The following is a 13,869-nucleotide window of genomic DNA, read 5'->3' as shown; positions in this document are numbered from 1 at the left end:
CGCCGAGAGACGCGTTGGAGCGGATCGTGGCAGAACATGAGCTTTTTCAGCCGTTGACCGTACGCTCGCTGACCGTGCCGAACCGGTTCGCGATGGCGCCGATGACCCGGCAGGCCTCGCCGGGCGGGGTCCCGGGCGCCGACGTCGCCGAGTACTACCGGCGCCGCGCCGCCGGCGGTGTCGGTCTGATTATCACCGAAGGAATCCGGTTGCCCGACCCGGCCGCGGGCTACCCGTACGCCGTCCCGACGATCGCCGGCGACGACGTCCTAGCCGGGTGGCGGCGCGTCGTCGACGCCGTCCACGGCGAGGGCGCCACGATCGCCGCCCAGCTGTGGCACCAGGGCGCCCAGCGCGACGACGCCGACGGCGTGGTCCCGGTCAGCCCGTCGGGCGTCGACGGGCTCGGCAATCCCAAGGGCCGCGCGCTCGAGGCCGACGAGCTGCCGCGGGTCGCGCACCTGTACGCCGAGAGCGCCGCCATCGCACGGGACCTCGGCTTCGACGCCGTCGAGATCCACGGTGCCCACGGCTACCTGCTGGACGAATTCTTCTGGGAGCGAACCAATCTGCGCACCGACGGGTACGGTGGGTCGCTGCCGGCGCGCACCCGCTTCCCCGCGGAGGTCGTCGCCGCGGTCCGCGCGGCAGTCGGCCCGGACTATCCGATCATCTTCCGCTTCTCGCAGTGGAAGGGCACCGACTACACGGCCTCGATCGCCGACGACCCCACCCAGCTGCAGGAGTTGCTCTCCCCGCTGGTCGAGGCCGGGGTGGACATGCTCCACCCCTCCACGCGCAGGCACTACGTGCCCGCGTTCCCCGGCTACGACGGCGAGTTGAGCCTCGCCGGGTGGGCCAAGAAGGTCACCGGGCTGCCCGTCATCGCCGTCGGTTCCGTCGGCCTGGAAACGCAGTTCCGCAGCGAGAAGCGGGGCCAGGTGATCCAGCCCGCACCGGTCGACCGCCTGGTCGAGCAGTTCGACGCCGGTGAGTTCGACATCGTGGCCATCGGGCGCGCGCTGCTCGCCGACCCGGGCTGGGTGAACCGCCTGCGCAACGGCGCCCTCGACGGGTTCACCGGTTACGACCCGGCGACGGCGCTGGCCGCCCTGAACTGACGGCTCACGTCGTGGCCCTCTCGAGGGTCCCGCTGACGAACAGCGCGTCGACCAGGCCGACGTCGTCGTCCGCTATGGGAGCAAACCCGTTGGCCGCGAACGGCTCTCGGATGCTGGCACCGTTGAGTGCCCAGCCGCGTTCGCTCAGGTACGGGGCGGCTTCGTTGCGTTCACCGAAGTGGACGAGGGCGGCCATGTCGGGATCGAAACCGTGGGCGCCCCAGCGTTCGGAGATGCGGCGCATGTGTTCTTTCATCTTGTCTTCCATCTTGTCTGCGGCCAGGCTGCGGGTTGGAGGTGCTCTCGGTGGCGAGCCGGCTGCCGGGCGCGCTGAGTTCGGTGACGGTGTCCAGCAGTCGGTCCTGGGCTTCCGGCGGCAGGTAGCCCACAGGGCCTGCGGGAGGGCCGGTTGTCGCTGGATCAGGTCGGGGTGATCGCCGCGCGCGCCAGGGCAGGCCCCGATGAGCACTACGCGGGGTTGGAGCGTCATGCCACGGTCAGCCAGTTGCGCACCGCGGTCCACCTCGAACCGCGACCCGACCCCGGCCCGCGGCCCGGTCTCCGTCCTCAATCGTCAAGCGCGACTTCGGGTTCGCCAAGACCCGCCACCGAGGAAGAGCGAAGAACCTCAACCACCTGCACATGCTGTTCGCCTCGGCGAACTGGCTGATGCGGGCCCGCGCCGTCGCCCTGATGGGGTGACGGCCAAGCGTCAGCCTGCCCAAAACCGGCCCCGCAAGCCTTCGAACCGAGGCCCGGGGCCAGCCAGAGCCACTGCGACGTCCCACCACAACCCCTACGAGGAAGACCCGAAGTCCAACCGCTCACAACGGCCCGTTGATCAGCGCTTCCCTGGACACCCCAGATCACGCCCTCGAACTCGTGCTGACCTCATGAAACGCGACCATTCCGGGACCCTGGCCCCTACCTGAGGGGTATTAACCTGGATTTTTCATCGAATGTGGAGCTCAGGGGTGTCGTTAACGTGAAAGGTGCACTGCCGCAAGGATAATCGGAGTATTCGAGGCTCGGTTATCCAGGATGGGAGTGCACCTGTCAGATGCAGGCTACTACGGATTGGTCGAAGAATGTCCGAGTTGAGGTCCGTGGCGACGACGTGGTCGGGCACGCCGGTAACGTGATACCCCGGTTGCTGGCCGACAATCTGGGTTTGACCAGCGGTTTGTCGTCGGTGCTGTCGCGCCCAGAAGTCACCCACGACCGAGGCGCGGTGTTGCGCGATGTGGCGGTATCGATCGCCGGCGGCGCGCAGAACCTGGCCGGCACCGCGGTGCTGCGCGATCAGCACCGGTTGTTTCAGGCGGTGGCGTCGGTTCCGACGATGTGGCGGTCCCTGGGCGAGATCGACGAGCAGAGCATCACCGAGGTCACGGCCGTGCGCAACAAGGTCCGCTCTCGGGTGTGGGAGGCGATCGAGGCCCGCCACGGTGCGATCCCGGCTTCGCAGACCTGCTATGGGGACCTCGGGGACACGATCGTGATCCGCATCGACGCGTCGCTGATTCAGTCGCACAGCGATAAGCAGCACGCCGCAGGCAATTTCAAAGGCGGGTTTGGCTTCCACCCGCTGTTGGCGTGGTGTGACAACACCGGCGAACTGCTGGCGGTGATCGCCCGTGCAGGCAACGCCGGCTCGAACACCGCGGCCGATCATATCGCGATCATCGACGCCGCGATCGCGGCGATCCCGGCCAAGTGGCGCCGCAAGTTGCTGGTCACCATCGACGGCGCGGGTTCAAGCCACGCCGTCGTCGAACACCTGGAGAAACTCAATGCCCGGCCGGGGATGTCAGTGGGCTACTCGGTCGGATTCGACCTCGATGAGCGGGTCCGGGTCGCGATCGGCCAGATGCCCGATGCGGGATGGCAAGCCGCACTGGATGCCACCGGAGCGGCCCGTGACGACGCCCAGGTCGCCGAGTTGACCGGGCTGCTGCGCCACAGCACCGGAGGGGATCGGCTGGTCGGCTGGCCGGCCGGCATGCGCATCCTGGTGCGGCGCGAAGAAATCGAACACGGCACCCAGTTGTCATTGTTCGAGCAGCTGGCCGGCTACCGCTACCAGGTCCTCGCCACCTCGACTGCCGGTGGACAACCCCAGCGACTGGAAGCCCGCCACCGCGTCCACGCCCGGGTGGAGGGCTTCATCCGCACCGGCAAAGACACCGGCCTGGCCCGCTGGCCCTCACACTCGTTCGCCATCAACACCGCTTGGGTCACCGCCGTCGCGATCGCCATCGACCTGCTGTGCTGGATGCGACTGCTACTCCTGGACGGCCCACTGGCCAAAGCCGAACCCGCCACCCTGCGCTACCGGCTGCTGCACGCCGCGGCCCGGCTGATCAAACGATCCCGCTACCTGATCCTGCGGATCCCCCAAACCTGGCCCTGGGCACAAGAATTCGCCGACGCCCTCAACAGGGTCCGCGCCATACCCTGACCCACAGGCCCCTATGCCCTCTCGACCCCAAGAAAGGAGTAACCACCCCCGGGATAAAGGACCCGGCGTCACCGCACGACACGCGGCGCCGCCGCCTACCCCCAGCCTCAAAACCTCGACAAAGCTGCCGCCCCGCAGACCGCCACAGCAGAACCCGGGCCACCGTGAAATTCTGAGGTTAATCAGTGGAGCAATATCAATCGCGTTCGTAATTAGTATTGGTAAAGACTCAATTGCCCTGTGTGACAGGGTTAAGTGAGACAGCAGCAGTAGCCAATCATCGCTACAGGGCGAGACAGGATCACCATTTTCCGTGACTATGACGATCGCATCCCTGGAGGGGTGCAGTGATAATGACCAAGTGGACAACGTGCCCGATCCAGGTGCTCGGGCGCGGCGGCGCACGTTCACCGCCGAGTACAAGGCCCGCATCCTCGACGAGTACGACGCGCTGTCGGTGGGCTCGTCGGAGCGTGGTGCGTTGCTGCGCCGTGAAGGCCTGTACAGCTCGCATATCGCCGAATGGCGAAAGGCCCGTGATGCCGGCGCTCGGGAGGGTTTGTCGGCGAAGGGCAAGCCGAAGCGCAGCGCTGAGCAGGTCGAGTTGGACAAGCTGCGGCGGCGCACCACGCAACTGCAGGCTGAGCTGGATCGGACCAAGCTAGCGCTGGAGATCACGGGAAAAGCACACGCGCTCTTGGAGATGCTCTCCGAGAGCGCGGATTTCGAGCCGAAGTCCAAGCCGTGATCGGCGAGCACCTGCCCGACCTGGAGGCCGCAACCAGCACCAAACGGGCGTGCGAATTGCTGGGTGCATCGCGGGCCACGCTCCACCGCCACCGCAACCCACCACCACGGCCGGCACGGCGGGTGCGGCCCGAGCCACTGAATAAGCTCACCGAGGCCGAACGCCAGCAGATTCTGACGGTGCTGCGCTCAGAGCAGTACTGCGATCTGGCGCCGGCGCAGGTGTGGGCGCGACTGCTTGATGATGGTGTCTACCTGTGCTCGATTCGCACCATGTACCGGCTACTGGCCATTGCCGGGGAGAACCGCGAGCGGCGTCGCCAGCGCACCCATCCGGCGCGCAAGAAACCCGAGCTGATCGCTAACGCACCAAACCGGGTCTGGTCCTGGGATATAACGAAATTGCAAGGGCCACAACGGGGTATCTTCTATCAACTCTATGTGATTATCGACATCTTCTCGCGCTACGTCGTCGGCTGGATCATCGCAGAAGTTGAGGACGGTGAGTTGGCCAAAGCATTTATCGCCGACACCATGGCCCGTCACGGCATCGCCCGCGGCCAGTTGGCCTTGCACGCTGATCGCGGCACCTCGATGACCTCCAAGCCGGTCGCCCAGTTGCTGATCGACCTGGGGGTGGACCGCAGCCACAGCCGCCCGCACGTGTCCAACGACAATCCCTACTCGGAGGCTAATTTCAAGACCCTCAAGTACTGCCCGGCGTTCCCGGGCCGGTTCGGCTCGATCGAAGATGCCCGCGCCTTCTGCACGACATTCTTCGATTACTACAACCATGAGCATCGCCACAGCGGCGTGGGCCTACACACCGTTGCATCGGTGCACTACGGCACCGCAAACGAGATCCAGGCCCAACGTGCCGCCACGCTGGATGCGGCCTACGCCGCTAACCCCGCTAGATTCCGGCACCGGCGGCCCGCTCCACCGAAGCTGCCCACCGTCGCCTGGATCAACCAACCAACCCCGGAAGCACTCATCAAATCCGCGTAAGAAACTGTCTCACCGACCTTGACACGTTCCGTTGCGGTAATACCGTGACCTGACGCACAGCGGTCGCGGAAGGCGGGAGGAGGGCCAACATGCCGGGGTGTGCGTCGCAGCACGATGTCGACATTTGTGCAACTTGACCGGCGGCTCTCGAACCTAGTGCCGCCATGCGGGTTTGGCCGCGTCGAAGACAGCATCAGTTGGCGACCCAATGTTTCCGAGTAACGCAACCGCAGGTGCCCACACCTGCTCCAGCGACGTTGCACGTTCGAGAAGCGGCCGCGGACACAGCAATTTCTCTGGCAAGGAGACGGTATGGACACCCACACCAGCGCGGCAACTGACACAGCGAAGAGAGGGTTGCGGCCAGAGATTGCTCTGTCGTGGCGCCGGTCTGAAGTCAGCGGGTTGGATCCCGAAACGCCCAACATGCGGTTCGAGCCTGACGCTGCTCGACGGCGCACTCGGCTTCTGACCGCTGCATCTCCGGTGTTGGCGAGACTGGCCGATCATTTATCGGCTGCGCCGTACTGTGTAATGCTCGCCGATCGCGAGTCGCGCTTGATGGAAGATCCGATCGGATCATCGGCCTTGCGGGGGCAACTTGCGACTGTCGGCAGCATCGCCGGAGGCGTTTTTCTTGAAGAGACGACCGGTACCAACGCGATCTCGACGGCTCACGAGCTTCGGCGCGGTGTCGTCGTTCACGGAGACGAGCACTACCTCGAGCCGTTCAAAGCATTCAGCTGCTACGGCCACCCGATCATCCACCCGGTGACTCGCCGGCTCGAGGGCGTCTTGGATATCACTTGTTTGTCGGCGAACTCGTCGCCGCTACTCAAACCCCTTGTGGTACAGGCTGTGCAAGATGTTGAAGCCAACCTTCTCGAAATCGGGCGGCGCACCGAGAGGCGGCTACTTGCCGAGTTCCAGGTCGCTACTAGCGGCCACAACCGACCGGTGTTGGGCCTCGCGGCGGGTATCGTCCTGGCGAGCCCGCAGGCGACCGAACTGCTGTCACCGACGGACCACCCGCACCTTACTCAGCTCGCCGCAGAGATGATCGGCCGGCGCGGCCGGCGGCTCATCGAAAGAACGGAGACGATCGAGCTTGCGTCGGGTCAGGTCGCTCGCGCACGGTTACGCGTGGTGGAACCTGGGCTGGATGCCGTGATCGTCGAATTCCATTTGGATGGAAGCAAATATGAACGTCGTTCGGCGGGTTCGGCACAGCCGATGCCGGTACGTATTGTGGCCCGCCAGCAGGTGTATGTCGGCGGCGCGCCCGGAACGGGTCGCACTACCACGGCGCATGCCGTTGCTGGCGGTTCGTCGATCGTAGAGTTGACCGGTGTCGGGAGCGACATCGGTGACGTGGAATGGTCTGCTCTTGAAGAGGACCTGAAGTCAACTCCGGAAGCTGTGCTGCTGGTGGAGAACATTCATCTGCTGACGGAACTCGACGGTGTGCGACTGCAATCATTGCTCGATTCTGCTCGTGCACCAGCAATTTTGACCGGTGCTCCGCTGGACTCGCTCACGGGACAAGCCGCCGTCCTGGCGGCTGCCTGTACCAGCCACATCAAGTTGCCAAACCTTGCCGAGCGGGCCGCGGAGATACCGAAGCTGGTGCGGACCATGCTCGACCAGCTCGGAGTTGTTGAGCAGGTTCGTTTTTCGCCAGCGGCGCTGGCTGCGCTGAGCGTGCAGCCGTGGCCGGGAAATCTCCGCGAGCTTCATTCGGTCGTCAGGTTCGCGACCGAGCGTCGGTCGGCTGGCGATATCACCTTGAGCGATCTCCCCGATCGCTACCACCACAGTCAGGGCCGGTCCTTAACTGCGCTGGAGCGCGCCGAATTCGACGCGATCGTATCTGCTTTGCGCGCTTCGGGCGGCAATAAGCTGCGTGCAGCCCAGGAACTGGGAATCAGTCGCACGACCTTGTACAGCAGGCTGCGATCGCTGCGGATCACGCTGTGACACCACTGTCCGCATTTTGGACACTCAGCCAGGCGCATCCGCTTATACGGTGACCTACAACGCAAGCGAAGGAGCCGAACGTGATCATCTCTGCAGCCGTCACCGAGACCAAGGGGGCCCAATTTTCGATCAGCGCCCTCAGGCTGGATGACCCGCGCGCCGGTGAGATTTTAGTTCGGATGGTCAGTTCGGGTGTGTGCCACACCGACCTCATCGTGCGTGACCAGTGGTACCCGGTGCCACTGCCGGCTGTCCTCGGCCACGAGGGCGCGGGAGTCGTCGAAGCGGTGGGCGAGGGTGTCGCCTACGTCGAACCGGGAGACCACGTCGTGCTGACGTTCAATTCCTGCGGAGATTGCCGCACATGTGCGCTGGGGCGACCCGCGTACTGCGACCAGTTCTTTGCCCACAACTTCGCAGGCAGCCGACTCGACGGCAGCACTCCTTTGCACCGTGAATCCGGCGATGTGCACGGAATGTTCTTCGGTCAATCCTCTTTTGCCACATACGCGATCGCAACCGAGGCCAATGTGGTGAAGGTGGACCCGGACGTGCCGCTCGAGATTCTGGGGCCGCTTGGCTGCGGCATTCAGACCGGGGCCGGCGCTGTACTCAACAGCCTGCAGCCGCCGGCGGGCAGTAGCATCGCGATTTTCGGCGTCGGTCCCGTCGGGTTGAGCGCCGTGATGGCCGGCGTGGCGGTTGGTTGTTCCACCGTCATCGCTGTCGACCTGAGCTCCGGGCGCCTCGATCTGGCTAAGGAACTCGGCGCTACGAATCTGATTGATGGATCAGCGGGGGACACCGTGGCGACCATCCAAGCGCTCACCGGCGGCCTTGGCGTCGACTACTCGATTGAGACCACCGCTGTCCCAGCGGTTTTCCGCCAAGCTGTCGACGCCCTCAATCAGGGGGGAACGTGCGGACTGATCGGAGCGGCAGCAATCGGTACCGAAACCCTAATTGATATGTCGCACCTTCTATTCGGTCGAAGTGTGCGCGGCATCGTCGAGGGTGACAGCGTGCCACGCACTTTTATTCCGCACCTCATCGAGCTGTACAAGCAGGGCAGCTTTCCATTCGACAAGCTGATAAAGACCTACCCTTTCGCTGAAATCAACGCCGCGGTCGAAGATTCCGAGAAAGGTGCGACGCTCAAGGCTGTGCTCACCTTCTGAAAGTCCGCCACTTCGGACCGTACATCCCAGCTTTGGAGTTACCAATGACAACCGATATCGCCACCGCTCGTATCACCTACGACAAGTTCTACATCGGAGGTTCATGGGTCCGGCCCAGCACGGATCGACTCATCACACCGATCGATGCGAGCACGGAGGAACCGCTCGGCCAGGTACCCGAGGGCGCCTGCGCCGACATCGACGCAGCGGTGACCGCTGCCCGCGCAACGTTTGATGATCCGAGTGGGTGGGCGAGTTGGGATCCCGCCCGGCGAGCTGAGGTGATGGAGCGGCTCGCTACGGCGATAGACAAGCGCGCCGAGGAATTCGTCAATCGGGTAAGTGCCCAAAACGGCATACCGGTGGCGGTGGCGCAACAGCTTGAAATCGGCTATCCCACAGCGGTGTTGCGCTTCTACGCCGGCCTGGCGCGCGAGTTTTCCCAGATCGAGACGCGAGCGGGCTTGTTCGGTGGACTTATTGATGTTCGCAAAAAGCCAGCGGGAGTGGTGGCTGCCATTGCGCCATGGAACTTCCCGCAGGCGTTAAGCATGTTCAAGATTGCTCCGGCGATGGCAGCGGGGTGCACTCTTGTAGTCAAGCCGTCGCCGGAGACAGTTCTGGACGCCTACCTGCTCGCGGAGGCCATTGACGAAGCGCAGGTCCCGGCGGGCGTGATCAATGTTGTGCCGGCAGGGCGCGAGGTCGGTGCGTACCTGGTGAGCCACCCTGGCGTCGACAAGGTCGCGTTTACCGGCTCCACCGCGACGGGACGATCGATCGCCGAAACATGCGGTCGACTGCTCCGCCCTGTCACACTCGAGCTCGGCGGTAAGTCCGCAGCCATTCTGCTCGACGACGTCGATCTGGATCTTACCAAGATCGGTGAGGGCCTGTTCGCCTCGACGCTGTTGAACAATGGCCAGACGTGCTTCATCGGCACTCGAGTGCTGGCTCCGCAGAGCCGCTACAGCGAGGTGGTCGACGCCTTCACGGCATTCGTCGCCGGGTTGCAGGTGGGCAACGCTCACGACCCTGCGACACAGATAGGGCCGATGGCCACCGATGCGCAGCGGCAGAGGGTCGAGTCGTTCATCGCCACAGGGCTAGCCGAAGGTGCCCGGATGACAACCGGGGGCAGGCGTCCAGCCGGTCGAGACAAGGGATGGTTTGTGGAGCCCACGGTGTTCGCCGATGTTGACAACCGGGCCGCCATTGCTCGCGAGGAGATATTCGGTCCCGTCCTGACCCTGATCGCCTATGACGACATCGACGACGCCGTACGCATCGCCAACGATAGCGACTATGGCCTGGGAGGTACGGTATGGACGGAGGATCCGGATCGCGGGTTGGCTGTCGCATCCCGGATTCAGACCGGGACCATCGGCGTGAACCGTTACATTCCTGATCCTGCTGCGCCTTTCGGTGGCGTCAAGGCCAGTGGCCTTGGCCGCGAGCTCGGTCCGGAGGGTTTGGCCGCGTATTTACAGACACAGACGATCTACCGCTGACGCCCCCAACCCACCCGCGTCGATGGGCCTCGCGAATGACAGCGGTTACACCGCCACCGCCCGCGACGGTGATAGATCCTTCCCACGCTAGCCCGGATTTTCGCCGAATGCCGACGTAGCTGGGTGTTGATACGCGAAAGTGCCTGTCCTGCAGTGCAGGATCGACTTGTCTAAGGTTCGTTCCGCACAAGGGATAGGCACCTCGCAAGTGAACAATATCGCGGCGGCGCGGCGTGTGAACGTATCGGCGGACGGTCGTGGGGTGGTGTCGCACGCCGGGATGGGGCTGTTGCGTGAGCTGGCCGATCTGACCGGGTTGTCCGCTCAGGTCACGGCCAATTTGGACGATACCTACCGCGGCCCGTGGGTGTATGCCCCGGGGCGGTGTTCGCCGATCTGGCCGCGGCGGTGGCCGACGGGGCGGACTGTATCGACGGGGTCGGGCAGCTGTGCGGGGATCGTGAGCATGTGTTCGGGGCGAAGGCCTCGACGACGACGATGTGGCGGCTGGTCGATCAGCGCAACGACGCTGTGCACCTGCCGAAGGTTCGAACTGCCCGCGCGGTAGCGCGGGCAGCGGCCTGGGCTGCCGGCGCCGCGCCTGCAGCTGGTGCGCCCCTGTACATCGATATCGACGCCACGCTTGTCATCGACCATTCCGACAACAAACAGGACGCGGCACCGACATGGAAGAAGTCCTTCGGTCTGATTCGAGCGCGTTCGAGCGGCCGGTGACGCTGCAGCTGATCCGCGTCGACGGCACCCATGCCACGCTCACCCGGCCCGAACTGATCGACGCGTTCACCGAGATCCGCGGCTACGGCATCGGCGCGGACAGGCTGATCGACCTGCACGAGCAGATCGTGCTCGAGGTCGACAAAAACAGCGGCAGGCTGGTGCGGGCCGGCGGCGTCGATCGAATCCAACATCGAGTCGCCGGTCAGCCGCATCCTTGTCGACTATCGCGAACGGTCCGCCGAAACCGAGCCGAAAGCTAGTGCCCGCTGAGCGTCAGCGTCCCTTGGGTTTTGAGCACCTTGCTCGCGGTGATCTTCTCGGTCCTGCGGGCCTCGCGTTCCAGGTAGCGCTGCTTGGACTCCTCGAACTTGGCGCCGGCCTCCTCGAGTTCCTTGATCAGCAGACCCAGGTCGTCGCGCATCCACGCGGCCTCGCCGGTGAAGTCCTCGCGTTCGAAGATGCGCCACTTCTTCAGCACCGGCATCACCACCTCCTCGAGATGGATGCGCGGGTCGTAGACGCCGCCGACGGCGATGATCACGGCCTTGCGCCGGAATTCCGGCACCGTGAAGCCGGGCATCTTGAAGTTGCGCAGGATCTTGTGCACCGACCGGATGGCCTGGTTCGGCGCGATGTCCAGGCCCGCGGCGCTGACATCCCGGTAGAAGATCATGTGCAGGTTCTCGTCGTGGGACACCCTGGCCATCAGCTGTTCGGCGATCGGATCGCCGGCCACCTTGCCGGTGTTGCGGTGCGAGACGCGGGTGGCCAGCTCCTGAAACGAGACGTACATGACCGAGTCGAAAATGCTCTCAGCGAACATGTCGCCCTGGCGGTTCTGGCCGGGGCTGAAGCCGCGGGTCATTTGCTCCAGGCGCAGCTTCTCCAGCTCGACCGGGTCGACGGCGCGGGTGACCACCAGGTAGTCGCGCAGCGCGGTGCTGTGCCTGGCCTCCTCGGCGGTCCACCGGTTCACCCACTGCCCCCACGGGCCGTCCATGGTGAAGTTCATCGCGATCTCGCGGTGATACGACGGCAAATTGTCCTCGGTCAGCAAGTTTTGCACGATTGCGACCTGCGCCACGTCGGAGAGCCGGCTCTGGCCGGGCTCCCAGTCCTGGCCGTCGAGCGCGTAGAAATTCTTGCCGTCCGACCACGGGACGTAGTCGTGCGGGTTCCACTCCTTGAACTTCTCGAGATGCCGGTTGAGCAGCCGTTCGGCCACGGGCTCGAGCTCGTGAAGTAGCTGCAGGTCGGTCATACCCTCGGACACAACGCCCTCCCAGTTATCTGTTTCCGCCAGTAACGCGCAATGTATCTGTGTCATACGGTTACATCAAGAAAGCCACGCCGAGGCGCGATTGAAAAGGGTCTTTGGTCCCTACGGGCGTCACAAGCGGGTCACGCCGCCGGCGGGACGCTACCGACCGGGGACCAGATAGGGCGCGAGAGTGGACAGCTTCTCGCAGGTCTCCTCGAATTCGCGCTCGGGGTCGGACTCCTCGATGATCCCGGCACCGGCGCGCAGCCAGGTCTTGCCGTCGCGCTCGTAGGCGGCCCGCAGCGTCAGCGCCGCGTCCAGCCCACCGTCCGCCGAAAACGCCACCACGGCGCCGGAATACAGTCCGCGCGGGGTGCCGTCGAGCCGCAGGATGGCCTCGAGGGCGGCCGCCTTGGGAATGCCCGACGCGGTGACCGCCGGGAAGAGCGCCTCCAGCGCGTCCATGCGGTCGCTCGAGGAGCCCAGGCGGGCGGTGATCGTCGAGCCGAGGTGCTGCACGCTCCCCCGCTCGCGCACCGTCATGAAATCGATGACGGACGCGGTGCCCGGCTCGGCGATCTCGGTCATTTCCTGCAGCGAGCTGCGCACCGAAATGGCATGCTCCACGATCTCTTTGGAGTTCGACTCCAAATCGGCGCGGGCCTGGCGGTCGTGCGCGGCGCCCCGGCCGAACGCGCGTGTCCCGGCCAGCGGCTCGGTGACCACCGCGCCGTCCGCGTAGACGGCGGCGACGAGCTCGGGGCTGTACCCCAGCGCCCGAATCCCGGCCAGCCGCAGCAGGAACGACCGCACCGGCGTATTGTGCCGGCGGCCCAGTCGATAGGTGGCCGGAAAGTCCAGCGCGAAGGGCACTTCCACGCAGCGGGACAGGATCACCTTGTGGTAGCGCGTCGCAGCGATCTCCCCGACGGCGACCGCCACCCGGTCGCGGTATCCCGACGAATCGGCGCTCACGTCGATGCCGCGGGCGTGGGGCACCCCGGGCACCCCGTCGCGCAGCAGTCGCAGCACCGCCTCGCGGTGGCCGGGCTCCGCGCCGGCGAGGCGAACCTCGCCGCTGGTCACCGCGATGCGGGTGCGGGGCCAGAACACCCGGGCCAGCGGGGTGTGCGGGGCCAGCCGCTCGCCCAGCCCGCAGCGATACACGCCGAACTCGAAGGCGACCCAACCGAACAGGTGATCGGTGTCCAGCAGCAGCCGGTCGACGGCCTCACCCAGGACGGGTGCGGGACGTCCGGACCACGGGTGGCAACGGGTAGCCCCGTCGCGGGTCACCCGCAGCTCGTCGGAGTCCAGCTCGATCATCGCCCGCACACCGCTGGCCAGCACCCACTCGCCGGCCCGCTCGTAGAGCAGGTACTCCTCGCCGGCCCGCTCGGACAGCGCCGCGGCCAGCCCGGCCGCCAGGTCGGCGGGATCCACGTGTGCGGGAAGCGGAATCGCCGACGACGCGCACTGCGCGGGACTCGTCTCGACGCTAACCTCGGTCACGGTTAGTAAATGTAGCCTAACCTATCCAACTGGTCGAACCCGGAGCGATTTCCGCTCCGCCGCCCCGCGATGCCGGGGCCCCGGCAGGCCGTTTTCCCGGACCGCGCGGTCCAGGCACCGACCCCGCAGGAAACTCCCAGCCGATTCACACCCGATTGCCACTATGCTTCGCGGCTCCGGATTTTCGTCGGCACGCCTCTGACCATCGGTTTTCCCGACCGAAAGCCGTCCCGGAAGCGGTAATTCGGCCCCGTCGCGCCGCGGCCTCCATGAGTGGCGGTTTTGCCACCGGCGGGGCTACATTCGTCACGATCTGTCGGGATGTTCGTGGTTTGCTCGCTTGCGGACGGTGCTT

At 65.3% G+C, this 13,869-nt stretch carries 9 protein-coding genes and 3 pseudogenes; 9 read left to right on the top strand and 3 right to left on the bottom strand.

Annotated features, from left to right (window positions below; translation table 11 throughout):
* Positions 1 to 26 precede the first annotated feature (26 nt).
* Positions 27 to 1,121: an NADH:flavin oxidoreductase gene (locus AB8998_RS10945; protein WP_369737987.1), complete on the top strand. Its 1,095-nt coding sequence runs from the start codon at positions 27 to 29 to the stop codon at positions 1,119 to 1,121.
* Between the two features lie 4 nt (positions 1,122 to 1,125).
* Here the strand turns inward: AB8998_RS10945 and AB8998_RS10940 are convergent.
* Positions 1,126 to 1,546 (bottom strand): annotated as a pseudogene (locus tag AB8998_RS10940) (SAM-dependent methyltransferase); the annotation flags it as partial.
* Here AB8998_RS10940 and AB8998_RS10935 point away from each other — a divergent pair.
* The 8 genes and pseudogenes from AB8998_RS10935 to AB8998_RS10900 all read left to right on the top strand — a co-directional run.
* Positions 1,513 to 1,710, top strand: a pseudogene (locus AB8998_RS10935) (DUF222 domain-containing protein); the annotation flags it as partial. The pseudogenes AB8998_RS10940 and AB8998_RS10935 sit on opposite strands and share 34 nt — an antisense overlap.
* Before the next feature lie 471 nt (positions 1,711 to 2,181).
* Entirely contained in the window at positions 2,182 to 3,582 is a 1,401-nt protein-coding gene (locus AB8998_RS10930; protein WP_369736302.1) for an IS1380 family transposase, read from the top strand.
* 319 nt (positions 3,583 to 3,901) lie between these two features.
* Positions 3,902 to 5,337, top strand: a protein-coding gene (locus AB8998_RS10925) for an IS3 family transposase (RefSeq protein WP_369737985.1) whose coding sequence is annotated in 2 segments (ribosomal slippage) — positions 3,902 to 4,262 and positions 4,262 to 5,337 — 1,437 coding nt in all. Because the reading frame shifts where the segments join, the coding sequence is not laid out codon by codon here.
* Positions 5,338 to 5,649: 312 nt separating this feature from the next.
* Positions 5,650 to 7,314 (top strand): sigma-54-dependent Fis family transcriptional regulator, encoded by a 1,665-nt coding sequence (locus AB8998_RS10920; protein ID WP_369737984.1) that lies wholly within the window; start codon positions 5,650 to 5,652, stop codon positions 7,312 to 7,314.
* 80 nt (positions 7,315 to 7,394) lie between these two features.
* A complete protein-coding gene (locus AB8998_RS10915) occupies positions 7,395 to 8,492 on the top strand; it encodes an NAD(P)-dependent alcohol dehydrogenase (RefSeq protein WP_369737983.1) in 1,098 nt (365 codons plus the stop codon).
* A gap of 44 nt (positions 8,493 to 8,536) precedes the next feature.
* Positions 8,537 to 10,003, top strand: a complete 1,467-nt coding sequence (locus tag AB8998_RS10910; RefSeq protein ID WP_369737982.1) for an aldehyde dehydrogenase — start codon at positions 8,537 to 8,539, stop codon at positions 10,001 to 10,003.
* Positions 10,004 to 10,211: 208 nt separating this feature from the next.
* Positions 10,212 to 10,708 (top strand): annotated as a pseudogene (locus tag AB8998_RS10905) (transposase); the annotation flags it as partial.
* A gap of 26 nt (positions 10,709 to 10,734) precedes the next feature.
* A complete protein-coding gene (locus tag AB8998_RS10900) occupies positions 10,735 to 11,001 on the top strand; it encodes a MerR family transcriptional regulator (protein WP_369737981.1) in 267 nt (88 codons plus the stop codon).
* Here AB8998_RS10900 and AB8998_RS10895 read toward each other — a convergent pair.
* Together AB8998_RS10895 and AB8998_RS10890 are read right to left on the bottom strand one after the other, a co-directional pair.
* Positions 10,998 to 12,014 carry an acyl-ACP desaturase gene (locus AB8998_RS10895; protein ID WP_369737980.1) on the bottom strand — a complete coding sequence of 339 codons (1,017 nt, stop codon included), beginning with the start codon at positions 12,012 to 12,014 and terminating at the stop codon, positions 10,998 to 11,000. The genes AB8998_RS10900 and AB8998_RS10895 overlap by 4 nt on opposite strands.
* A 147-nt stretch (positions 12,015 to 12,161) precedes the next feature.
* Positions 12,162 to 13,514, bottom strand: coding sequence for a salicylate synthase (locus tag AB8998_RS10890; RefSeq protein WP_369737978.1), 1,353 nt, complete (start codon positions 13,512 to 13,514; stop codon positions 12,162 to 12,164).
* Positions 13,515 to 13,869: the final 355 nt, after the last annotated feature.

The sequence above is a fragment of the Mycobacterium sp. HUMS_12744610 genome (assembly GCF_041206865.1).
In the GTDB taxonomy this organism is placed as follows: domain Bacteria; phylum Actinomycetota; class Actinomycetes; order Mycobacteriales; family Mycobacteriaceae; genus Mycobacterium; species Mycobacterium servetii.
This window is presented reverse-complemented; position numbering and strand designations above follow the sequence as displayed.

Bases quoted from the DNA above. Each gene is read 5' to 3' on its own strand.
- AB8998_RS10930 (WP_369736302.1), top strand. From the start codon at position 2,182: ATGCAGGCTACTACGGATTGGTCGAAGAATGTCCGAGTTGAGGTCCGT.
- AB8998_RS10920 (WP_369737984.1), top strand. From the start codon at position 5,650: ATGGACACCCACACCAGCGCGGCAACTGACACAGCGAAGAGAGGGTTG.
- AB8998_RS10910 (WP_369737982.1), top strand. From the start codon at position 8,537: ATGACAACCGATATCGCCACCGCTCGTATCACCTACGACAAGTTCTAC.